20 protein-coding genes are annotated in these 22,873 nt (G+C 71.0%); 11 read left to right on the top strand and 9 right to left on the bottom strand.

Annotated features, from left to right (window positions below; all coding sequences use genetic code 11):
• The first annotated feature begins 47 nt into the window (after window positions 1-47).
• Entirely contained in the window at window positions 48-1,109 is a 1,062-nt protein-coding gene (gene ligD / locus ACHBTE_RS01910) for a non-homologous end-joining DNA ligase (protein ID WP_394721481.1), read from the top strand.
• Here ligD and ACHBTE_RS01915 read toward each other — a convergent pair.
• Window positions 1,096-3,318 carry an OmpL47-type beta-barrel domain-containing protein gene (locus ACHBTE_RS01915; RefSeq protein ID WP_394721482.1) on the bottom strand — a complete coding sequence of 741 codons (2,223 nt, stop codon included), beginning with the start codon at window positions 3,316-3,318 and terminating at the stop codon, window positions 1,096-1,098. The two genes, ligD and ACHBTE_RS01915, sit on opposite strands and share 14 nt — an antisense overlap.
• Entirely contained in the window at window positions 3,315-5,795 is a 2,481-nt protein-coding gene (locus tag ACHBTE_RS01920) for a ThuA domain-containing protein (protein WP_394721483.1), read from the bottom strand. The genes ACHBTE_RS01915 and ACHBTE_RS01920 overlap by 4 nt, the downstream gene beginning before the upstream one ends.
• Before the next feature lie 178 nt (window positions 5,796-5,973).
• Between ACHBTE_RS01920 and ACHBTE_RS01925 the strand changes: the two genes are divergently transcribed.
• Together ACHBTE_RS01925 and ACHBTE_RS01930 are read left to right on the top strand one after the other, a co-directional pair.
• Window positions 5,974-7,050, top strand: coding sequence for a multicopper oxidase domain-containing protein (locus tag ACHBTE_RS01925; RefSeq protein ID WP_394721484.1), 1,077 nt, complete (start codon window positions 5,974-5,976; stop codon window positions 7,048-7,050).
• Between the two features lie 1,048 nt (window positions 7,051-8,098).
• The gene (locus tag ACHBTE_RS01930; protein WP_394721590.1) at window positions 8,099-9,136 is read left to right on the top strand and encodes a LacI family DNA-binding transcriptional regulator; all 1,038 of its coding nucleotides are present in this window, start codon (window positions 8,099-8,101) and stop codon (window positions 9,134-9,136) included.
• A gap of 208 nt (window positions 9,137-9,344) precedes the next feature.
• Here ACHBTE_RS01930 and ACHBTE_RS01935 read toward each other — a convergent pair whose 3' ends face one another.
• Window positions 9,345-10,136, bottom strand: a complete 792-nt coding sequence (locus ACHBTE_RS01935) for a VOC family protein (RefSeq protein WP_394721591.1) — start codon at window positions 10,134-10,136, stop codon at window positions 9,345-9,347.
• Window positions 10,137-10,413: 277 nt separating this feature from the next.
• On the opposite strand from ACHBTE_RS01935, the gene ACHBTE_RS01940 reads away from it, so the two are divergent.
• Window positions 10,414-10,668 (top strand): WhiB family transcriptional regulator, encoded by a 255-nt coding sequence (locus ACHBTE_RS01940; protein WP_394721485.1) that lies wholly within the window; start codon window positions 10,414-10,416, stop codon window positions 10,666-10,668.
• Window positions 10,669-10,732: 64 nt separating this feature from the next.
• Here ACHBTE_RS01940 and ACHBTE_RS01945 read toward each other — a convergent pair whose 3' ends face one another.
• The 5 genes from ACHBTE_RS01945 to ACHBTE_RS01965 all read right to left on the bottom strand — a co-directional run bounded on the left by ACHBTE_RS01945 (window position 10,733) and on the right by ACHBTE_RS01965 (window position 17,420).
• Window positions 10,733-11,707 (bottom strand): acyl-ACP desaturase, encoded by a 975-nt coding sequence (locus ACHBTE_RS01945; protein ID WP_394721486.1) that lies wholly within the window; start codon window positions 11,705-11,707, stop codon window positions 10,733-10,735.
• A gap of 220 nt (window positions 11,708-11,927) precedes the next feature.
• Window positions 11,928-12,704 (bottom strand): dimethylargininase, encoded by a 777-nt coding sequence (ddaH, locus tag ACHBTE_RS01950; RefSeq protein ID WP_394721487.1) that lies wholly within the window; start codon window positions 12,702-12,704, stop codon window positions 11,928-11,930.
• Window positions 12,705-12,804: 100 nt separating this feature from the next.
• Window positions 12,805-15,084 (bottom strand): ATP-binding cassette domain-containing protein, encoded by a 2,280-nt coding sequence (locus ACHBTE_RS01955; protein WP_394721488.1) that lies wholly within the window; start codon window positions 15,082-15,084, stop codon window positions 12,805-12,807.
• Between the two features lie 10 nt (window positions 15,085-15,094).
• Window positions 15,095-16,720, bottom strand: coding sequence for an ABC-F family ATP-binding cassette domain-containing protein (locus ACHBTE_RS01960; protein WP_394721489.1), 1,626 nt, complete (start codon window positions 16,718-16,720; stop codon window positions 15,095-15,097).
• 283 nt (window positions 16,721-17,003) lie between these two features.
• Window positions 17,004-17,420, bottom strand: a complete 417-nt coding sequence (locus tag ACHBTE_RS01965) for an SsgA family sporulation/cell division regulator (protein WP_394721490.1) — start codon at window positions 17,418-17,420, stop codon at window positions 17,004-17,006.
• 270 nt (window positions 17,421-17,690) lie between these two features.
• Between ACHBTE_RS01965 and ACHBTE_RS01970 the strand changes: the two genes are divergently transcribed.
• Window positions 17,691-18,767 (top strand): WD40/YVTN/BNR-like repeat-containing protein, encoded by a 1,077-nt coding sequence (locus ACHBTE_RS01970; protein ID WP_394721491.1) that lies wholly within the window; start codon window positions 17,691-17,693, stop codon window positions 18,765-18,767.
• Between the two features lie 48 nt (window positions 18,768-18,815).
• Window positions 18,816-19,139, top strand: coding sequence for a plasmid stabilization protein (locus ACHBTE_RS01975; protein WP_394721492.1), 324 nt, complete (start codon window positions 18,816-18,818; stop codon window positions 19,137-19,139).
• Between the two features lie 3 nt (window positions 19,140-19,142).
• On the opposite strand, the gene ACHBTE_RS01980 is transcribed toward ACHBTE_RS01975, so the two are convergent.
• Window positions 19,143-19,439 (bottom strand): YciI family protein, encoded by a 297-nt coding sequence (locus tag ACHBTE_RS01980; RefSeq protein WP_394721493.1) that lies wholly within the window; start codon window positions 19,437-19,439, stop codon window positions 19,143-19,145.
• Window positions 19,440-19,502: 63 nt separating this feature from the next.
• Between ACHBTE_RS01980 and ACHBTE_RS01985 the strand changes: the two genes are divergently transcribed.
• The 5 genes from ACHBTE_RS01985 to ACHBTE_RS02005 all read left to right on the top strand — a co-directional run bounded on the left by ACHBTE_RS01985 (window position 19,503) and on the right by ACHBTE_RS02005 (window position 22,871).
• Entirely contained in the window at window positions 19,503-20,189 is a 687-nt protein-coding gene (locus ACHBTE_RS01985; protein WP_394721494.1) for an endonuclease V, read from the top strand.
• Between the two features lie 106 nt (window positions 20,190-20,295).
• Window positions 20,296-20,442: a morphogenic membrane protein MmpA gene (gene mmpA, locus ACHBTE_RS01990; RefSeq protein WP_394721495.1), complete on the top strand. Its 147-nt coding sequence runs from the start codon at window positions 20,296-20,298 to the stop codon at window positions 20,440-20,442.
• 108 nt (window positions 20,443-20,550) lie between these two features.
• Window positions 20,551-21,015, top strand: coding sequence for a DUF6325 family protein (locus ACHBTE_RS01995; RefSeq protein ID WP_394721496.1), 465 nt, complete (start codon window positions 20,551-20,553; stop codon window positions 21,013-21,015).
• 62 nt (window positions 21,016-21,077) lie between these two features.
• Window positions 21,078-21,386 carry an SHOCT domain-containing protein gene (locus ACHBTE_RS02000; protein WP_394721497.1) on the top strand — a complete coding sequence of 103 codons (309 nt, stop codon included), beginning with the start codon at window positions 21,078-21,080 and terminating at the stop codon, window positions 21,384-21,386.
• 18 nt (window positions 21,387-21,404) lie between these two features.
• Window positions 21,405-22,871, top strand: coding sequence for a chloride channel protein (locus ACHBTE_RS02005; RefSeq protein ID WP_394721498.1), 1,467 nt, complete (start codon window positions 21,405-21,407; stop codon window positions 22,869-22,871).
• Window positions 22,872-22,873 lie beyond the last annotated feature (2 nt).

Below are 22,873 nucleotides of genomic sequence, written 5' to 3' on the forward strand. Positions count from 1 at the left end.
CGGCGCCCGGTGTGCGAGGTCGGCCCGGTCCGCCTACCGTGGCTCGCATGGGAGAAGCGGTCGAGCTGGAGGCGGGTGGCAGAACCGTGCGCCTGTCCAATCCGGGCAAGATCTTCTTCCCGGAGCGCGGCTTCACCAAGCTGGATCTCGCCCGGTACTACATCGCCGTCGGTCCCGGCATCCTGCGCGCCCTGCGCAACCGCCCCACCACCCTGGAGCGCTATCCGGACGGCGTGGGCGGCGAATGGTTCTTCCAGAAGCGGGCGCCCAAGAACATGCCCGACTGGATCCCCACCGCCCACATCACCTTCCCCAGCGGCCGCAGCGCCGACGAGATGTGCCCCACCGAGGAGGCCGCCGTCCTGTGGGCCGCCCAGTACGGAACGCTCACCTTCCACCCCTGGCCGGTACGCCGGGACGACGTCGACCGACCCGACGAACTGCGCATCGACCTCGACCCGCAGCCCGGCACCGACTTCGACGACGCCGTCCGGGCCGCCCATGAACTGCGGGATGTGCTGGAGGAGTTCGGCGGACTGCGCGGCTGGCCCAAGACCTCCGGCGGGCGCGGACTGCATGTCTTCGTACCGATCGAGCCGCGCTGGACCTTCACCCAGGTGCGCCGCGCCGCGATCGCCGTGGGACGGGAGATGGAACGGCGGATGCCGGACCACGTGACGATCAAGTGGTGGAAGGAGGAGCGCGGCCGGCGCATCTTCATCGACTACAACCAGACGGCCCGCGACCGCACCATCGCCTCCGCCTACTCGGTACGGCCCCGCCCGCACGCCCCGGTCTCGGCCCCCCTGCGCTGGGACGAGGTGGGCGTCGCCCACCCCCGGGACTTCGACCTGACGACCATGCCCGCGCGCTTCGCCGAACTCGGCGACGTGCACGCGGACATGGACGATCACCGGTTCTCCCTGGAAGCGCTGCTGGAGCTGGCCAACCAGGACGAACGCGACCACGGCCTCGGCGATCTGCCGTATCCGCCCGAGTATCCGAAGATGCCGGGCGAGCCGAAGCGGGTGCAGCCGAGCCGGGCCAAGAAGGCGGCGCCTCCCGGGGACAAGCCGAAGGAGACGCCGCCGGAACCTACAGCTCCTTGATCCGGATGTCCCGGTAGGAGACGACATCCGTGGTGCCGTGCACCTGGAGTCCGATGTAGCCGGAGGCGAAGCGCCGCCCGTCCGTGCCCGGGTCGTCCGAGCGGGGTGGGGTGAACTCCTGGCCGCCGGTGTTGTCGAACTCGTTGATCAGCACGCCGTTGCGGTACACCGAGTAGTGCTGGTCGACCACGCGGATCTCGTAGTCGTTCCAGGTGCCCTTCTGGGTGACACCGGCGCCCGCGAGCCCGACCCGGTCGAAACCGTAGACCGAGCCCGTCTTGTACATGTCGCCCTCGGGCCGGTCGAGCACCTGCACCTCGTGCCCGTACTTGATGGCGACCCACTCCGGCCGCGGCTCCTCGGCGTGGTCGTGGACCCACGGGAAGCGGACGAAGACACCGGAGTTGGCGTTCCCGGTGCCGGGAGCGTCGTCACGCCACTGGAGCTTGAGCGAGAAGTCGCCGTACTTGCGCTGCGGGAACCACAGCATGCCAAGTCCCGGCTTCGTCGTCCCGCTGGTGATCGAGCCGTCGGTGTTCAGCCCGAACGAACCGCCGCCCACCTGCTGCCACTTGGCGAAGGACTCCGCGCTGCCGTCGAGGATCGAGCGATACCCCTCGGTCTGACCGGGCTTGCCGATCCCGGACTGCCGGGCGGCCTTGCGCACGGCGTTGTACTCGCGCTGGTCGACGACCCCTTCCTTGAGAAGCTTGTCCAGAACAGCCGTCACGTGCTTGAGGAACAGCGCGTGGGACGTCCACTCCTTCTCGTCCTCGATCAGCTCGTTGATCCGGCACCGGCTGTCGGTGAGCCGGTTCGGGACGCCCGAGTCGACCGTGCCGACGATCACCGTCAACCGCTCGTCGAACTCGGCGCAGTTGGGGGCCGGGACCTGACCGGTCACCACGGTGAAGGTCACCGTGCGGGCGGTGGACGTGTTACCCGCCTTGTCGGTCGCCCGGTAGGCGAGCGTGTGCGTGCCCGCGCGATCGACGACCACCGGGGCGCCGTAGGCGAGGTACGGCCCGCCGTCGATCGAGTACTCGATCCGGTCCACACCCGAGCCGTGGTGCTCGTCGGTTGCCGTGACGGTCACCTCGGCATTGCCGATGTACGCCCCGGACGAGTTCTTCGTGCCCTCGACTGTCACACCGGTCACCGGCGCTGTCGTGTCCGGCTGGGGCGCCGCCACGACCGTGAACTGCACCTTCTTCTCGGCGGCGACGTTCCCCGCCTTGTCGGTGGCCCGGTAACGGACCGTGTGGGCGCCGGCCTCGTGCACCATCACGGGCGCGGTGTACGGCTGCCAGGCGCCCGCCTCGCCGATCGCGTACTCGATGGTGTTGACGCCGGAACCGGTGTCGGAGGCGGAGACGGTGACGGTCGCCATGTCGATGTACGTGCCGTCGGGATTCTGCTCGCCACTGACGGCCGCCGAGGTCTGAGGTGCCGTCGTGTCGTCGGTCGGCGGCGGGACGACCGTGAAGGTGACGCTCTTCTCCGCCGAGACGTTCCCCGCCTTGTCGAAGGCCCGGTAGCGGATCTTGTGATCGCCCACCTGGTCCACGACGACCGGCGCGGTGTACGGCTGCCAGGCGCCCGCGTCGCCGACCGCGTACTCGGTGCGGTCGAGCCCGGAGCCGCCCTCCTCGTCGGTCGCGTGGACCGCCACGCTCGCCGAACCGACGTACTGGCCCTGCCCGTTCTGCGTACCGCTGACGTGCGCCGACGCCTGCGGAGCCGTCGTGTCCTCGCCGTTGCCCTCGGTCACCACGAGGATGCCCTGCATCTGCCCGTGCCCGGGGATCGTGCAGTAATAGCGGTAGCGGCCGGGGGTGAGCGTGACCTCGGCGGTGTGCTTGCCGCCCTGGTCGTCGTTCGGGTTGGCGAGGATGTTGAGCTGGACGTCGTTGTTGAACTCGGGGTCCGAGGTGTCGAACGTCAGCGTGTGCGGCATGCCAGTGGTGTTGCCGGTCGCCGTGCTGTTCTCGAAGACGAGCGTCGCCTGCCCGGCGACGGCCGTCGCGGGAGCCGTCGTGTACTTGGTGATGTCGTCACCGGCGGTCCAGGTAAGCACCTGTGCCGCCGCGGCCGTCCGCGAGGGTGCCTCGGGCCGGCCGACGGCGGGTGCGCTCTGCAACCCCAGCACGACCAGCAGCGCCGCCACCAGCGCCGTCCAGATTCTTCGTTGCCGATGCCGGCGTGTCACCGCGCTCCCCCTCTCGCCAGTTCGCCGGCGGCCGGGGTCGGGCCGCCGCCCTTGTAGGTGACCCGCCACAGCGCCGACTTGGAGTCCGAGGTGAAGAAGCCGCGGCCGTAGTCGAGCACATACAGCGCGCCGTCCGGACCGAACCTCCAGTCCATGAGGTTCTTGATGCCGTCGCTGCCGATCGGCACGATCCTCTTCAGCGACTCCGAGTGGACCGGCAGCCCGCCCGTGCCGTGGGTCTTCGGATCGGTGAGCACGGCGTTGCGCGGCTGGTCGGCGTCGTAGAAGTCGCCGACGAACCACTTGCCGTCCCAGTACGCCGGCCACTTGATGTCACTGGTGGCCGAGGCGGTGTCGTACCGGTAGACCGGCCCGTTCATCGCCGCCTGCCCGCCGCCCTTGAGCCACGGCAGCCCGTAGGTGGCCTCCTCCTGCTTGTACGACGGGATGCCGTTCGCGTCGCGCGGGAAGTCCGGGGCGCCGCCCTGCGGCGAGTACCAGATGTTGTTCCCGGTGACCGCCGGGAGGTTGACCAGGCCGTCGTTGTTCGGTGACTCGTTCTTCGGGTGGTCGCAGTCGTACCAGCCCAGCGGTTTCGTCGGATCGGGCAGATTGCGGTCCCGGTAGGGCTGCTTGTTGCCCATGCAGTACGGCCAGCCCCGGTTGCCCGCCTTGGTGATCACGGCGAAGGTGTCGTACTTCGCCGGGCCCCAGGTGGTGGACGGTGCCGAGGCGTCCGGACCCACCCAGCCCGCGTAGAGGACGTCGGTCTGCGGATCGACGGAGATGCGCGCCGGGTTCCTGACGCCCATCACATAGATCTCGCCGCGCGTCTTGCCGCCGCCCTCGTCGGTCTCCTCGCCGGTGAAGAGGTTGCCCGCCGGGAGCGTGTACGTCCCGTCCGGCTCCGGGTGGATGCGCAGGATCTTGCCGTTGAGGTTGTTGGTGTTGCCGGCCGTGCGGCGCGCGTCGGCGAAGGACACGCCCTTGTAGTTCGGCTCGGGGTTGTTGCCCGAGTAACCGTCGCTGAAGCGGCTGGAGTTGTTGTCGCCGGTCGCGATGTACAGGTTGCCTTTGGAGTCCCAGGCCATCCCGCCGCCCGCGTGGCAGCAACTGTGGATCTGCACCGGCCAGTTCAGCAGCACCTTCTCGGTGTTCAGATCCAGCTTGTTCGTCGCGTGATCGAGGGTGAAGCGGGAGACCCGCCGCTCGGCCATCCGCTTGTCGCGGTCGATCCGGGAGTGCGGGGTGTAGTGCAGATACACCCAGCCGTTGTCCTGGAAGCGCGGGTCGAGCTCGATGCCGAGGAGCCCCTCCTCGACCTTGATGAGCTCGTCACCGCCGCCCTTGTTGCCGAACACGCTCAACTCACCCGCGAGGGTGACCTTCTTGGTCTTCGGGTCGTAGACGTGGATCTCGCCCTTGCCCTTGCCGATGTCCGGGTTGTTCCAGTCGGTGATCACCGGCTGGGAGGAGTCGGCGCCGCCGCGCCCTATGTACAGCACCCGCCCGTCGGGCGCCGTGACCAGTCCGTGCGGTTCGCCGATCTGGTCGTTGCGGCCCGGCTGGTTGGGCTGGGTGAGCCGCTGGGCCTGGTAGTTGCCGGTGATGGTGGCCTTGCAGTCGGCCTGGACGAGCCGCGTGGTCCACAGCAGGGCGCCCCGCAGATGCGTACGGAAGTCGGACTCGTCGTACGACGACACCGTGCCGCCCATGCCGGTGTAGAAGGAGCGGCCACCGTCGTAGTCACGGCACCAACTCACCGGATGGTCCCAGCCATTGGCCCCCGCGCCGGGCTGGTACGACGACTCGCGGACCCGGGCGACGGTGTGCACCTGACCGGACGGGTTCTTGGCCCAGTTCAGCCACTTGTCCGGCCGCTTCCACTGGACGGGCAGTTCCTTGGTGGCCGGGTGCCGACGGTCGCCGACCTCGACGACCGCCCGCTGCACGTTCCCCGGGCCGCCGGACGCCGGGCGGGCGCCGACCAGGCCGGTGAACCAGTCCGAGTACGGCTCGGCGCGAGCCGCGTCATGGATGCCGACGAAACCGCCGCCCGCCTCCATGTACGCCTCCAGGCCCGCCTCCTGCTCCGGGTCGAGGACGTCGCCGCCGCCCGTGAGGAAGACGATCGCGTTGTAGCGGCCCAGCCGGGTCTCGTCGGTGAAGACCGAGGCGTCCTTGGTGGCCACGGCCTTGAAGCGCTGGTCGGCCGGCCCGGACAGGCCGATCTTCTCGATCGCCTCGATACCGGCGTTCACCACGGGTGACTCCTCACCGGCCGCCGCGGACCCGTGGAAGATCAGCACCCGTACATTCGCGCCGCCCGGCGGCGACTTGATGGACATCGTTGTCAGGGGTGGTTCGGGGGCCGGGCGCGCGTCGGCGGGGGCCGACATCAGTCCGGCGGCGACGACCCCGGCAGCCACGGTGGCCACCCAGGTCCGTCTTCTCGTGCTCAGCCCTCGCAAGTGCATGGGCACCTCCTCGGTCACAGCAACAGCGACAAGGAAGTTAGACCCCTTTCAACGACTCGCCAATACCTATGACCGGACTGGGACGAACTTTGTCCTGACAGTGGATAAACGACGGAACGGCCGGTACCGTCTCCCCGGTTCACCCCCGTAATGTCCGTACCGCCGTGGGGAGTTCCGCATGGACAGACGCAGCGTCAACAGGCGTACCTTCAACCGACGTGTACTGCTGGGCGGCGCGACCGTCGCGACATCGTTGTCGCTCGGGTCGGTGCCCGAGGCCGTTGGTGCCGATACGCCACCCAGGACCGCCCCGGCGGGCGGCGAGGTCAGGCACCTCAAGCTGTACGGCGAGAAGCTCGCAGACGGGCAGTTGGGTTACGGCCTGGAGAAGGGCAAGGCGACGATCCCCGGCCCGCTGATCGAGCTCAACGAGGGCGACACCCTGCACATCGAGTTCGAGAACACGATGGACATCCCGGTGAGCCTGCATGTGCACGGTCTGGACTACGAAATCACCAGCGACGGCACCAAGTTGAACAAGAGCCATGTCGAGCCCGGCGGCAGCCGCACCTACACTTGGCGCACCCATGCCCCCGGCCGTCGGGGGGACGGCACCTGGCGGGCCGGCAGCGCCGGGTACTGGCATTACCACGACCATGTCGTCGGCACGGAACACGGCACGGGCGGCATCCGCAAGGGGCTGTACGGGCCGGTGATCGTCCGGCGCAAGGGCGACGTCCTTCCCGACGCGACCCACACGGTCGTCTTCAACGACATGCTCATCAACAACAAACCGGCGCACAGCGGCCCCGACTTCGAGGCCACGGTGGGCGACCGCGTCGAGTTCGTGGTGATCACGCACGGCGAGTACTACCACACCTTCCATATGCACGGTCACCGCTGGGCCGACAACCGCACCGGCATGCTCACCGGGCCCGACGACCCGAGCCAGGTCATCGACAACAAGATCACCGGCCCGGCGGACTCGTTCGGCTTCCAGGTGATCGCGGGGGAGGGCGTCGGGGCGGGTGCGTGGATGTATCACTGCCATGTGCAGAGCCACTCGGACATGGGCATGGTGGGGCTGTTCCTGGTGAAGAAGAAGGACGGCACGATTCCCGGGTACGACCCGCACGAGCACGGTCACGAGCCCGCGTCCACCGGGTCCGAGAGCTCCACCGGGTCCGAGCGGTCCAGGGGTTCCAAGGGCGCGGGGTCTGTCGGGGCCGCGGATGGGACCGCGCACGAGCACTGACGGATCACGGGCGGGTGACCCGTGTTCTGACGCCCAGCGACCTGGAAGCGGCGCCGGCCCCCGGACTTGTCCGGAGGTGCTGCGGGACCGCTTCCCGCGCGCCCACGAGGCCACGGCTGTGGGGCAAGGGGCGCACACCGACCTGCCGTTCCCCGGAACGGCCACCGCCGTGCCCCTGGCGTGCTGCCGGACATCTATGCGTACACGGTGAGAGTCAAGGCGCCAAGCGCCCGACCCTCGACCGGCGTTGCGCGAGGTGATCTGCCTGCACAGCGGCCGGGACGACGAGTTGCTCGCGCTGCTCGACTCGGCCACGGTTCACGGTCTGGCGGGACCGGCCTGGCGGCGGCGCCGGGAACCCTCCGTCGGCCGCCCGGGGCAGACCCTCGACGTGATCGACGCGGGCGACCAGGCCCAGTTGACGATGCTGAGCCTGGCGCAGCCGCGCCCGTGCCGCGCTCGTCGTCCATGGCACGGACCCCGAGCGCGCCGCAGCATTCGCCGTACGGCGCCCGGGCCGCGCGCTCTCCTCAACGGGCGAGGGGCGCGGCAGCCGCCGACACGGTGCTCTGGCGACCTGGGTCAGGGAGCCGCTGCTGCGGTGTCGGACCCGCGAGTGGGCCCGCTCTTGACGAGCTCCGGCGCGGACGAACCCGGCAGGCAGGATCCGGCCGCCGACCTGCCGCGCGCCGGGCTCGTCGCCGTCGCCGACCGTGAACTCGCCGCGGACATGGGCGCCCTGGCGTCGGCCGGCCTCCCGCCCACCGCCGTCGACGCCGCGCCGGCGGAGGTGCTGAGCGGCGACGCCCCCCCGGGGCGCGGGAGCACCGAGGCCCGCACCGGCTACGCACCGGTCGGGCTGCCCTGGCAGGCCCCGGCGGTGAGCCGGTCGGCGGATCGGGTGGCACTGCGCACCGGCACCGGGCGCCCGGCGGACCCGCCTCGCCGGCCCGAGCCGCACGTGCGGCTGCCGTGTTCCGAGAGCGCTCTCACCTCAGGCTTCCCCGAGGGCTATCCTGATCCGCAACCGCCGACGAGGAGCCCCGAAGTGACCGACACCGCCCCGCGCCCCACCCTCGAGGCCGTGGCCGCCCGGGCCGGAGTCTCGCGGGCCACCGTCTCCCGCGTGGTCAACGGCGGGGACGGGGTCAGGGAGCCGCTCGTCGAGCGGGTGCGCAAGGCGGTCGACGAACTCGGATACGTGCCCAACCAGGCCGCCCGCAGCCTCGTGACCCGGCGTCACGACGCCATAGCGGTCGTCGTCGCCGAACCGGAGACCCGGGTCTTCGCCGACCCCTTCTTCGCCCTGCAATTGCGCGGCATCAGCAAGGAGCTGACGGCCCACGACAACCAACTGGTGCTGCTCCTCACGGAAGGCCGGGACGACCACGCACGCGTCGGCCGCTATCTCGCCGGCGGGCATGTCGACGGGGCGCTCGTCTTCTCGCTGCACCTTCAGGACCCGCTGCCCGGACTGATCCAGCGCGCCGGCGTCCCCACCGTCTTCGGCGGACGCCCCGGCTGGCACGGCGACCGGCGTGGCGTGGTCTACGTCGACAGCGACAACCGCGGCGGCGCCCGCGACGCCGTACGCCATCTCGCCGCCCTCGGCCGGACCCGCATCGCCCACATCGCCGGGGCCCTGGACCAGACCTCGGCGGTGGACCGGCTCGACGGCTACCGCGATGTCATGGTCGACGCCGATCCACGGCTCATCGTCGAGGGCGACTTCACACCGGCCGGCGGGGAACGGGCCATGCGTGAGCTGCTGCGCCGATACCCGGACGTCGACGCGGTGTTCGCGGCCAACGACCTCACCGCGGCCGGGGCCCTGCGGGTGCTGCGCGAGGCCGGGCGGCGGGTGCCGGACGACGTGGCCGTGGTCGGGTTCGACGACATGCTCCCGGTCGCGGAGCAGACCGACCCGCCGCTCACCACGGTCCGTCAGGACATCGAGGAGATGGGCCGGCTGATGGCCCGGCTGCTGCTGCGCGGACTCGACCGGCGCGCCGCGGAGCAGGGCATCGCCGCCCCGCCGTCCAGTGTCGTACTGCCGACCACGCTGGTGCGGCGGGCTTCCGCCTAGGGGGTGTTTCGAAAGTCCCGCACAGCACCCACGGCGCCCGGCACGCACCCTCGCCGCACCGGCCAAAGGCCCAAGTACGTCCAGTACGAGGGCCTTCGTCCGGCACGCCGAGGGCACGCACCGGACACCGCGGGCACCGCACGAGACTTTCGAAACACCCCCTATCCGGCCGGGACCAGGCGGCTTTCCTGCGCCGCCCCGTCCGTGTTCAGCTCTGCGGCGGCTCGCTCTTGATCACCGCGAAGCGCGCCCCGTACGGGTCGGCCAGCTTGGCGATCCGTCCGACGTCCGGCAGATGCGTGGCCGGCATACGGACCGTGCCGCCCAGCTCCTCGGCTCTGGCGACCGTGGCGTCCGTGTCGGTGACCTCGAAATACGGCAGCCAGTACGCGGGCCCCGATGCCTCGGCCGGGTCGTCGGCCTTGTCGACCACCCCGCCGAACATGGCGTCCTCGCCTTCCCCTTGAGGGGCGAACGTCGTGTACGTGCCGCCGAAGAAGTCGACGGCGTAGGTCTCCATGCCGAGCGTCGCGTTGTAGAACCCCGCGGCGGCCGGCACATCGGTCGTGTACAGCTCCAGCCAGCACAGCGAGCGGGGTTCCCGGACGACGTCGAGGCCCTTGTTGGTGCCGGGCTGCCACAGCCCGAAACCCGCGCCCGCCTTGTCGGCGAGGAGGGCCATTCGGCCCAGGTCCATGACGTCCATGGGCTGCATCAGCACCGAGCCGTGCGCCTGCTCGGCCGCCGTGGCCGTGGCCTCCGCGTCGGGGGTGCGGAAGTACACCGTCCAGGACGGCGGACCCTGTTCCTCGGTGGTCTGCATGCCGCCGGCCACGGTCCTGCCGTCCAGCTGGAACAGGCCGTAACCGCCGGTCTCGGGACCGCCCGGCTTCAAACGCCAGCCGAACAGCCCGCCGTAGAAGGAACCGGCGCCCTCGATGTCGGGTGTGCCGAGGTCGATCCAGTTCGGCGCGCCGGTGACATGACGGGTGGTGAGCATCATCGCCCTCCTCGGAAGGTCCCGCTTGCTCTGCCGAGTCTTGCACCGCCCACTGACAACCGCCGCCCCAGGCGCGCAGCCGGCGGTGGCCTCGGGGCCGCACCCATGACCGGCTCGGGTCCTACACCCGTCGACCCGTCGACCCGTCGACGCGTCGGGCGCGCCGTCGTGCACCGGGGCGGGGCGCGGTGCGACCATCGGGTCGGCCCAGGGCCCCGCGACGCGGCGTTGATCCCGCGTTGATCGAACGTTTTTCGCCGACCGGCACGCTCCTGGCATGCACATCGAATCGATCGCGACGATCATCCCGACCGACCTGGCCTGGCAGCAGGAGGCGTTGTGCGCGCAGACCGGGGCGGACTTCTTCTTCCCCGAGCCGGGCAGCTCCGTACGGGAGGCCAAGCGGATCTGCGGCATGTGCCCGATCCGCTCGGCCTGCCTCGACTACGCCCTGGAGAACGACGAGCGCTTCGGGGTCTGGGGCGGTCTGTCGGAGAAGGAACGCCTCCAGCTGCGGCGCGCCTCCCGCTGAACCGGCCCGGCATCCGCTTCGGATGACCCGGCATCCGGTCCGGCATCCGCTCCCGCGCCGGGGATCAGCCGTTCCCCCGGGCCGCCATCCGGGCCTTGCGCGCCGCCAGCTTCTCGTCGAACTTCAGCGCCTCGGCGTCGAGGCCGCCCATGAACAGGCCCAGCTCCTCCTGAGCCTGCCGCCCCTCGGGGCCGAGACCGTCGATCTCCATGATCTTCAGGAAGCGCTGGACGGGCTCCAGCACGTCGTCGTGGTGGATGCGCAGGTTGTAGACCTCGCCGATGGCCATCTGGGCGGCGGCCCGCTCGAAGCCGGGGATGCCGTGACCGGGCATGCGGAAGTTCACGACGACGTCCCGGACCGCCTGCATCGTGAGGTCGGGCGCGAGCTCGAAGGCCGCCTTGAGCAGGTTGCGGTAGAAGACCATGTGCAGGTTCTCGTCCGTCGCGATGCGCGCCAGCATGCGGTCGCAGACCGGGTCACCCGACTGGTGGCCCGTGTTGCGGTGCGAGATACGGGTCGCGAGCTCCTGGAAGGCGACATAGGCGATCGAGTGGAGCATCGAGTGCCGGTTGTCCGACTCGAAGCCCTCGCTCATGTGGGACATGCGGAACTGCTCCAGCTTGTCCGGGTCCACCGCGCGCGAGGTGAGCAGGTAGTCGCGCATCACGATGCCGTGCCGCCCCTCCTCGGCGGTCCAGCGGTGCACCCAGGTGCCCCAGGCGCCGTCCCGGCCGAAGAGCGAGGCGATCTCGTGGTGGTAGCTGGGGAGGTTGTCCTCGGTGAGCAGGTTCACCACCAGGGCGATGCGGCCGATCTCGGTGACCTTGGACTGCTCCTTGTCCCAGGCTTCCCCGTCCTCGAACAGGCCGGGGAAGTTGCGGCCGTCCGTCCACGGGACGTACTCGTGCGGCATCCAGTCCTTCGCGACCTTCAGATGCCGGTTGAGTTCGGTCTCGACCACTTCCTCCAGCGCGTACAGCAGACGGGCGTCGGTCCAGCCGGCGGAACTGCCGAGGTGAGGGGAAGTGATCGTCACGGGAACTCCAGGGGGACGCACAACACGGGGCAAGGTGACCGGCGAGCGGTTGCCGGGAACCTACGGGATCGTAGGCTACGAATCCGTAGGTTACGAAGCCGTAGGTTAAGGGTGCTGTAAAGACCGCTGATCAGCGGCCGTGCCGCCCCGACTTCACGGGTGTGCGAAAAGCCCCAGGACCCGCAGGTCCCGGGGCTGAATGAGTGTGCCGCTCAGCCGGTCAGGCGTACAGCTCCCGCATCCGCACCGAGAGACATGTCACACATCCCTCGAGCTTCTCGAACTCGCTGATGTCCACGACGACCGGCTCCTGGCCGAGGTCGGCCAGCAGCTCCGCCGTCTTCGGGGCGCTCGCGGCCATGAGCAGCTTGTCGCCGCCGAGCAGCACGACGTGCGCCCCGGACTCCTCCGGGACCGGCAGGAAGCGCGGGAACAGCGACGGGGCGTCCAGCTGCGGGATACGGCCCAGAATCGTGCCGTCGGGCAGCGCCGTGATCGCCGACTTCAGATGCAGCACCTTGCTGACCGGCACGGCGACGACCCGGGCCCCCAGCGGCTCGAAGGCGGCCCGCAGCTGCTGGACGCCGGCCGCGTTGGTCCGGCCGCCCCGGCCGACGTAGATCGTGTCGCCGACCTTCAGCACGTCGCCGCCGTCCAGGGTGCCCGGCTCCCAGATCCAGTTCACCGAGCAGCCGAGCGAGGCGACGGCCTCCTCGACGCCGAGGGTCTCCTCGCGCCGGGACTCGGCGCCGGGCCGGGTGATCAGCGCGACATTGCGGTACATGACGACCGTGTCCTCGACGAACACCGAGTCCGGGCAGTCGTCGGCCGGCTCCACCTCGACGGTCTCCCAGTCGTGGCCGCGCAGGGCCTCCGCGTACGCCTCCCACTGCTCGAGCGCGAGATCGACGTCGACCTTCTCCCGCTCGATGTGCGTGAGCAGCCCTTCGGCCAGGCGCGGGCTGGGGCGGCGGATGAGGGCCTTCTTGCTGGGCACGACGGATCTCCGGATCGGTGGCAGGTTCCGGCGCCCATGATGCATGGGGCACCGATCCGCCATCATGCAGGGGTTACCCGCCCGTACAAAACCCCCGGGGTCAGGCTGTGGCCCTCCTGAGATGCTCCGCGGTGAAGGAGCCGCGGGCCTCGAGGAGCCTGCGCGGGGTGCCTTCGAAGATCACCCGGCCGCCGTCGCGGCCCCCGTCCGGCCCGAGGTCGATGATCCAGTCGGCGTGCGCCACCACATCCAGGTCGTGCTCGACGACCACGACCGTGTTGCCCGCGTCGACCAGCCGGTCCAGCAGCCCGAGCAGGCCGTCGACGTCCGACATGTGCAGTCCGGTCGTCGGTTCGTCGAGGACGTACACCGCGCCGCTGCGGTGCAGCCTCGTCGCCAGCTTGATCCGCTGCCGTTCGCCGCCGGAGAGCGTGGAGAGCGGCTGCCCGAGCGTGAGATACGTCAGCCCCACGTCCCGCAGGGCGCGCAGCCGGCGGCGTACGCCCGGGTCATGCAGGAACTCCAGCGCCTGACCGGCCGTCATCTCCAGGACGTCCGCGATGGAGTTGCCGTCGACGGTCAGCCGCAGCACCTCGTCCCTGAAGTGCCGCCCCTCGCAGTCGTGGCAGGTCGTGGTCACCGGGTCCATGAACGCCAGATCGGTGTAGATGATCCCCCGGCCCTCGCAGGTGCCGCACGCGCCGGACGAGTTGAAGCTGAACAGCCCCGGCTCAGCGCCCGTCTCGCGCGCGAAGATCTTCCGTACCGTGTCCATGACGCCCAAGTAGGTCGCCGGGGTCGACCGCGCGGAGATCCCGATCGACGACTGGTCCACGACCACCGCGTCCTCGTGGGCGGCGGTGAACTCCGCGACCAGCGTGCTCTTCCCGGATCCGGCGACCCCGGTGACCACGGTCAGCACCCCGGTCGGGAACTCGACCGTCACATCCCGCAGATTGTGGCGGCCGGCTCCCTTCACCCAGAGCCCACCGCTCGCCGCCCGCACCTGCGCCTTGATCGCGGTACGGCGGCCCAGGCACCGCCCGGTCACGGTGTCCGACGCCGCGAGCTCGCGCGGCGTCCCCTCGAAGACGACCCTCCCGCCTCCCGCGCCGGCCGCCGGACCCATGTCGACGACGTGATCGGCGAGCGCGATGACGTCCGGGTCGTGCTCGACCACCAGCACGGTGTTGCCCTTGTCGCGCAGCCGCAGCAGCAGCTCGCCGAGCCGGCCGACATCGCGCGGGTGCAGGCCGACGCTCGGTTCGTCGAAGATGTACGTCATTCCGGTCAGGCTGGAGCCCAGATGGCGGACCGTCTTCAGGCGCTGCCCCTCGCCGCCGGAGAGCGTGGCGGTCTCACGGTCGAGGCTGAGGTAGCCGAGGCCGATGGCGTCGATGCGTTCGAGCGCGGTGACGGCCGCGCGGGCGATGGGCCCGGCGACCGGGTCGTCGATGTCCTTCAGTACCGCGATCAGGTCGCTGACCTGCATGCGCGCGCACTCGGCAATGGTCAGGCCGTTGATCCGGGTGGCGAGCGCCGCCGCGTTGAGGCGGGCCCCTTCGCAGACCGGACAGGTGCCGTCCACCAGGAATGCCCGCACCAGGTCGCGGGTCTTCTGGCTCATCGCCGACAGGTCCCGCTTCAGATACAGCCGCTCGAAGCGGGTGGCGAGCCCCTCGTACTCGGTGGTCCAGGTGCCACCCGTGCCGTTCACGGTGACCTTGCTGCCGGGTCGGCCGTGCATCAGGAACTCCCGCTCGGCGGCGGTGAACCGCCCGACCGGCTTGTCCGGGTCCAGGTCGGCGCTGTTGGTGTACGCCTGCCCCTGCCAGGTGCCCGCGGCGAACGGCGGGAAGCGGACGGCGCCGCCGGCGAGCGAGCGGTCCGGGTCGAGGATGCGGTCCCAGTCCGGGCAGACCGTGCGGCCCAGCCCGTCGCACTCGGGGCACATGCCGGAGGGGTCGTTGAACGAGTACGCGGTCGCCGGGCCCGCGCTCGGGGTGCCGTGCCGGGAGAACAGCACCCGGATCACCGAGTAGACGTCGGTCATCGTGCCGACCGTCGACCGGGAGTGGCCCCCGATCGGCCGCTGGTCGACGACGATCGCGGGGGAGAGGTCTTTGAGCTCCTCCGCGTGCGGGCGCTCGTACTTGGGCAGCCGGTTGCGCACGAACCAGGTGAAGGTCTCGTTCAGCTGGCGCTGCGACTCCACCGCGATCGTGTCGAAGACGACCGAGGACTTCCCCGATCCCGAAACGCCGGTGAACACGGTCAGCCGGCCTTTCGGGATGCGGAGGGTGACGTCCTTGAGGTTGTTCTCCCTGGCTCCGGTGATGGTGATGAACTCGGGTGTGACAACGGGCGTGAGATCGGCCATGCCCTCGAAGCTAGGCGGTATACCCGACAGCTTCTGACGTGATTTCCTTCAGTTCTCCGTCCTCCAGCATCAGCCAGCGCGTGATGCCGATCGACTCCAGGAACGGCAGGTCGTGGCTGGCCACGATCAGTGCTCCCTCGTACGAGTCCAGGGCCGTGGTGAGCTGCCGCACGCTCGCCATGTCCAGGTTGTTCGTCGGCTCGTCCAGCATCAGCAGCTGCGGCGCCGGCTCGGCCAGCATCAGGGCCGCCAGGGTCGCGCGGAAGCGTTCGCCGCCGGACAGCGTCGACGCCTTCTGGTCGGCTCGGGCGCCCCGGAACAAGAAGCGCGCCAGCCGCGCCCGGATCCGGTTGTTGGTGGCGCCCGGCGCGAACCGGGCCACGTTCTCGGCGACCGACAGCTCACCGTCGAGGACGTCCAGCCGCTGCGGCAGGAAGCGCAGCGGCACATGTGCCGTCGCCTCACCGGCCACCGGCGCCAGCTCCCCGGCGACGGTCCGCAGCAGCGTCGTCTTGCCCGCGCCGTTGCGCCCGATCAGCGCGATCCGCTCCGGACCGTGCAGATCGAAGCCACCGGCCACCCTAGCGCCGTACCGGAGCTCCAGGTCGCGCAGCGTGAGCACGCCGCGGCCCGGCGGTACGGCCGTGTACGGCAGGTCGACACGGATCTCGTCATCGTCCCGTACGGCGTCCACCGCGTCGTCGAGCCGCTCCTTGGCCTCGGCGAGCTTCTCCTCGTGCATGATGCGGTGCTTGCCCGCGGACTCCTGCGCCGCGCGCTTGCGCGCACCCATGACGATCTTCGGCTCGCGCTTGCTGTCCCACATCTTCTGGCCGTACCGCTTGCGGCGGGCCAACTTGACCTGGGCGTCGACCAGTTCGCGCTTCTGTTTCTTCAGATCGGCCTCGGCGACACGCACCATGCGCTCGGCAGCCTCCTGTTCGATCGCGAGTGCCTCCTCGTAGGCGGTGAAGTTGCCGCCGTAGCGGGTGATCTCGCCGGAGCGCAGATCGGCGATCTGGTCGACGAGGTCCAGCAGTTCGCGGTCGTGGCTGACGACGACCATGACGCCCGGCCAGGATTCGACAGCCGCGTACAGCCGCCTGCGCGCGTACAGGTCGAGGTTGTTGGTCGGCTCGTCCAGCAGCAGCACGTCCGGCCGGCGCAGCAGCAGTGCCGCCAGCCGCAGCAGCACCGACTCGCCGCCCGACACCTCGCCGATGGTGCGGTCCAACTCGATGTGACCGAGCCCGAGTTCACCGAGCGTGGCGAGCGCGCGCTCCTCCACGTCCCAGTCGTCGCCGACGGTCTCGAAGTGCTCCTCGGCCACATCGCCCGCCTCGATGGCGTGCAGCGCGGCCCGCTTGGCGGCGATGCCGAGGGCGTCGTCGACCCGCAGCGCGGTGTCGAGCGTGACGTTCTGCGGGAGCCAGCCGACCTCGCCCGCGACGCGCACGTCGCCGTCGGCCGGGGTGAGCTCACCGGCGATGAGCTTCAACAGGGTTGACTTTCCTGACCCGTTGACGCCGACCAGCCCGGTGCGGCCGGGGCCGAAGGCGGCGTCGAGGCCCTCGAAGACGGGGGTGCCGTCGGGCCAGGTGAAGGAAAGGGACGTACAGGTGATGGAAGTAGACATACGGGCCTCCGCGGATGCTCGAAGCGATCAAGGGCAAACGCGTTTCGAGACACCGGCGACCGGCGGGGAGGCCTCGGGGAGGGTGTGGGAAAAGCCCTGTTTCCGGAGGACGGCTCGAATGCCGAGGTCGCACGCGGCGCACACACACCTCAGGTGTGTACGCGGTGTCTCAGGACCTCAGACGAGCAACGTCCTTCTCCAATCGACGGCAACAGGACCGTTGTACACCGTAGGAGAGGGGTGCGACGGTGTCAACGCGATTAAACGGGCCGGGCCCGATGCCTCAGCAGGCGTCCCGCATCAGTTCCGCCAAGTCGCGGTCCATGTCGAGCTGGAGGTGTTCCAGGCCCAGCGGCACCAGCGCGCTCGTGGACTGCAGGAAACGGCGCACATCACTCGAGTGGATGTGCACGACCGCGGTGCCCTCGGGGGCGTGGAACTCCAGGACCGTACGGTCGTAGCCGTACGGCCGCACCCGGACGTCGCCGTAGCCCTCGGGCCGCTCCAGACCGGTCACCAGCAGCTCTCGGCTGAACGTCCAGCAGACCTCCACACCCTCCAGGGTGGCCGGGGCCGGGAAGGTCATGCGGACGGCGAACGGGTCGCGCCGGTCGTAGTGAAGGGTCGCGGGAATGCTCGGCATCCGCGGCGCGGCGGCGACGAGACGGGCCTCGACGGGCTGCTCGATTACGGTGGACAACGCCTTGCTCCCTTGTGACGGCTGGACGAACATCCGGGCGGACGAGACCGGGCACTGGTAGAGACGTAGGAATCAGCCAATCCGTGCACCCCGAGGGCGAGTGACCTCTGTCACCGCCTTCATGCACGGCAGAGGGGCGTTCGCCCCTGTGTGCCGGGAAAGTCACGTGTGGCCGTCTGTTGTCGCTCGTGGCCTGCGAGGCCATCTGGACGGCACCGAGGCGCTGGGCTAGCTTCGCCCGCCATGAGGCGTTCGGGGAACACGCGACGGATGGGGCACGGGTTTCGGACAGTTGCGGCGGGGGTGGCCTGCGGGGCGGCGCTGGCCGCGCTGACGGCCGTACCCGCGCGGGCGCACGAGCCGGAGCGCCGGGCCCCGCACTGGGAACTCAAGGACAGCGGCACTCCCGAGGCGCGCTTCCGCGGGCTGTCCGCGGTCAGCCGGCACACGGCGTGGCTGGCCGGAACCGGGGGCACCGTCCTGCGCACCACCGACGGCGGCGACACCTGGCGCGACGTCTCGCCGCCCGGCGCCGCCGAGCTCCAGTTCCGGGACATCGAGGCGTTCGACGCACGCCGCGCCGTGGTGCTGGCCATCGGGGAGGGCGAGGCGTCCCGGGTGTACCGCACGGACGACGGCGGCGCGACCTGGACGGAGACCTTCCGCAACACCGACGCGCAAGCCTTCTACGACTGCCTCGCCTTCTTCGACCGCCGCCACGGACTGGCGATGAGCGACCCGGTCGACGGCAGGTTCCGGATCCTGTCCACCCGCGACGGCGGTCGTTCCTGGAACGTGCTGCCGAGCAAGGGGATGCCCGCCGCGCTGGAGGGCGAGGCAGGATTCGCCGCGAGTGGCCAGTGCCTGGTCACCTCCGGGCCGAAGGACGTCTGGCTGGCCACCGGCGGGGCGGCACGCGCGCGTGTCCTGCACTCCGCCGACCGTGGGCTGACCTGGACGGCCGCGGACACCCCGATCCCGGCCGGCGACCCGGCCCGCGGGGTGTTCGCCCTCGCCTTCCGCGACCGTACGCACGGCCTGGCCGTCGGCGGCGACTACCGCCCCGACCAGCCCTCCCCGCGGGCCGCCGCCCGCACCGGCGACGGCGGCGCCACCTGGCAGCCCGCCGCCGGCCCGGTGAACGCCTACCGGTCCGGCGTCGCCTGGCTCCCGCACAGCCGGACGGCCGCCCTCGCGGTCGGCCCGACCGGCACCGACCTGACGACCGACGGCGGCCGTACCTGGCGGACCGTCGACCCCGGCTCGTACGACACCGTGGACTGCACACCGGACCTCGCCTGCTGGGCCGCCGGAGAGAAGGGCAGGGTCGCCCGGCTGGAGAACTGAGCCGGAATATGGGTACCCGGACCCGGACTGCGAGAGGAAGTGACTCACATGCCGGCCGGTTCCAGCCCGAAGCGGGAACGACAGTACGAACACATCAAGAAGAGCGCCCAGGACCGGGGCGAGAGCACCTCGCGCGCCAAGGAGATCGCGTCGCGGACGGTGAACAAGGAACGCGCCCGGTCCGGCGAGTCGAAGACCGCCAGCCGCACGTCCACCCAGGACATGTCCTCGGGCAAGCGGGGCGGGCAGCGGTCGGGTCAGGGCTCGCAGGGCCCCACGAAGGACCAGTTGTACGAGGAGGCCAAGAAGCGCAACATCCAGGGGCGTTCGGACATGAACAAGAGCCAGCTCAAGCAGGCGCTGGGCAAGTGAGGCTCAGCCGGGCGTCTCGCGATGGCGCGCAAGCTCCGGCGCCGTCTTGGTGGCGGCGAACTCGGTGATGCGGTAAGCGCACACCCCGGCGACGACGAACGGATCCGTCGCGGCGATCTCCTCGATCCGCGCCCGGTCCCCCGCGACGGCGAGGATCACCCCGCCGTCGCGGGGGTTCTTGCGTCCGGAGGCAAGGAAGAGACCCTTCTCGTACTGCTCGTCGAGCCAGGTGACATGCGCCTCCAGCACGGCGTCGACGGCATCGAGCGGCGCTGTGTAGGTCAACTCCAGTACGAACATGATCGCGAGCCTACCCCCGGGGCGCGCACCGGCGGGGCGCGGCATCGTACGCTCGTGCCCACCATGACGACCGTGAACAATCCCGCGGGCTCGCCCGCGACCGAGGCGGAAGCCCGCGCCCTCCAGGACGAGTTGCGTGAGCGGGTGGTGCTCGACGAGCCGGGGCCACCACCGGGCGCCGGACACGTCACCGGTGTCGACGTCGCCTACGACGACGAACGGGACGTGGTCGCGGCAGCCGCCGTCGTCCTGGACGCGGCGAGCCTGGACGTCGTCGCCGAGGCCACGGCCGTCGGACGGATCTCCTTCCCCTACGTCCCCGGCCTGCTCGCCTTCCGCGAGATCCCCACGGTGCTGGCCGCCCTGGACGCGCTGCCCTGCCCGCCCGGCCTGGTCGTGTGCGACGGCTACGGCCGGGCCCACCCGCGCCGCTTCGGCCTCGCCGCCCACCTCGGCGTCCTCACCGGCCTGCCGACGTTCGGCGTGGCCAAGAACCCCTTCACCTTCACCTACGACGTCCCCGGCGCCGCGCGCGGCTCCACCGCGCCCCTGATGGCGGACGACGAGGAGGTCGGCCGCGCCCTGCGCACCCGGGACGGTGTGAAGCCGGTGTTCGTCTCGGTGGGCCACCGGATGAGCCTCGCCAACGCCTGCGCGCACACCCTGGCCCTCACCCCCGCGTACCGCCTGCCGGAGACCACCCGCCGCGCTGACTCCCTCTGCCGCCGGGCCCTGAAGGACGCGACGTGATCCGAGTACCCGTGCCGCGTACCTGTTCTGAGTACCGGTCCTGAGTACCGGTCCTGAGTACCCGTACGGATGTGGCTCGATCCGACCGGTCGGCAGGGTGGGCTGCATGACGACGCACCGCTCCCCGAAGCCCCTCGCCTACCCCGACCGTCCCGTCGAGCGCGCCGTGACCGCCACGCTGGTCCTGGCCACGCTGGCCGGCCTCGGCTGGATCGCCGGGATGATCTACACCCTCTCGGGATGGCCGCTCTAGACCCGGGTGGGCCACCCCCGGCCGGGGCCGGTCCGCGCTCCGTGAACATGCAGGCGGCCGGGCCCGATGCTGCAATGGCTGAGGGGACCGTCCGGCTGAGGAGTGGCCATGCACCAGGACATCGGGGACATGGGGCCCGTCGACTACCTGATCGTCGAGTTCCCCGGCAGCCGTATGACGGGTGAGGGCCTGCCCCTCCTCGTCGATCTCGTCGAGAGAGACATCATCCGCCTCCTCGACCTCGTCTTCGTCCACAAGGGCACCGACGGAACGGTCGACGTGCTGGAGGTGCGCGACACCGGGGACGAGGTCGATCTGACGGTGTTCGAGGGAGCCTCCTCGGGACTGCTCGACCAGGACGACCTCGACGACGCGGGCGCCGCGCTGGAACCCGGCAACTCCGCCGCCGTCGTCGTGTACGAGAACCTCTGGGCCGCGCCCCTCGCCCGAGCGCTGCGACGTGGCGGGGCCGAGCTGGTGGCCGGCGGGCGTATCCCCATGGACGCGCTGCTGGCGTCGCTGGACGCCGCCGAGGCGACGGCCTCCTCCGGAGGCGCCGTCACCGCCGGATGACCCGGCCGTACGCCGCCCGCCGGCACCCCACTTCGCGCACGGATCGCAGGGAGATGAAAGACATGGCAGGACTCCTTCGCGGCGTCGCCCGCACCGCCGTCATCTCGGGTACGGCCACCGCGGTGTCCAACCGCGTCTCACGCCGCCAGGCGGGCCGCTGGGCCCAGCAGGACCGCGAACGGCAACTCGCCTACGAGCAGCAGGCCGCGCCGCCCCCGCCGCCCGCCGCGCAGGCGCCCCCCGCGCCGCCCTCGGCCGCCGACGACATGACCAGCAAGATCGACCAACTGAAGCAACTCGCCGACCTCAAGGCCCAGGGCGTGCTCAGCGACGAGGAATTCGCGGCCCAGAAGCGCCGGGTCCTCGGCTGACACGGAAGGCACGGGGTCGTGCACGAGCCGGAGCCCGCGGCTGCACCCGCCACCGGTACGCAGCCGGCAGCTGCCGACCGGCTGCGCGATCTGCTGCGCACACGGGCCTACCAGAAGGCGCTCGTCTTCTCCGCGCTCATCGGCATCCCGGTCTCCCTCGCCGCGTTCTGGTTCCTGGCCGCCCTGCACGAGCTCGAACACGCGCTGTGGGCCGACCTGCCCGAGGCACTGGGCTGGAACACCCCGCCCTGGTGGTGGCCGCTCCCCCTGCTGACCCTCGCCGGCCTCACCGTCGGCCTCGTCGTCCGGCACCTGCCGGGCACCGGCGGCCATGTCCCCGCCGCCGGACTGAACCCGCACGGGCCGAGCACCTCCGCCCTGCCAGGGGTCCTCCTCGCGGCCCTGGCCAGCCTGCCGCTGGGCGCCGTCCTGGGCCCCGAAGCGCCGCTGATCGCCCTCGGCGGTGGTCTGGCGCTGCTCCTCGCACAGCTGGCCCGCGCGCCGGTGACAGCGCAGAGCGCCCCCCTGCTCGGTGCCGCCGGCGCCGCCGCGGCGCTTCCGGCGATCTTCGGCAATCCGCTGGTCGGAGCGGTGATCCTCATCGAGGTGGCCGGGGTGGGCGGCCCACGGCTGTTCGCCGTCATGCTCCCCGCGCTGCTGTCCAGCGGGATCGGCTCACTCGTCTTCACCGGGTTCGGCCGTTGGACCGGACTGTCCACCGGCAACCTGTCGCTGAAGGGGCTCACGTCGCCCCGCCTCGACGCCGGCGACGTCGTCTGGGCGGTGCTGCTGGCCGTCGCCATCGGCGCCGCGATGCACTACGTCATCAACACCGGGCGCCTGGCCGCGGTGTTCGTCTCGAAGCGGACCGTTCTCCATACGACCGCCTGCGCACTGGCAGCCGGGGCCTGTGCCGCGGTGTACGCGCTGGCCGTCGACCGGTCCCCGGCCGAGGTCGCCTCGTCCGGCCAGGCCGCCCTGTCCCGGCTCGCAGAGGACCCGCACGCCTGGGGCGTCGGCGCGCTGATCGCCGTACTGCTGTGCAAGGGGGCGGCCTACGCGCTGTGCCTGGGCAGCCTGCGCGGCGGACCGGTCTTCCCCGCGCTGTTCCTGGGGGCCGCGACGGGCGTGCTGCTCGCCCCGCTGCCCGGGCTCGGCGTCGTCCCGGGTCTCGCGGCGGGCATGGCAGCCGCCGGCGCCGCGGCCCTGCGGCTGCCGGTCAGCAGCGCGGTCCTGGCCGTACTCCTGCTGGGGAGCGCCGCGATGACCCCCGTGGTGATCCTCGCGGCGGTGGTGGGCTTCGTGACGGTCGAGCTGCTGCCGCCCGGGCGAGCCCTTCCGCCGACGGAGGAGGCGCCGGCCGGGTCCACGGCAGGCGGGGGATCCGGCGGGCGGGACGAGCCGGACACGGGCGCGGGAGCCGGCGGGCGGGACGTGCCGAGGGCCGACCGCGTCTCCGGCAGGCACGAGGGCGGCGCAGAGTGAGC

It is taken from the genome of Streptomyces sp. M41 (assembly GCF_043673425.1).
Classification (GTDB): Bacteria; Actinomycetota; Actinomycetes; order Streptomycetales; family Streptomycetaceae; genus Streptomyces.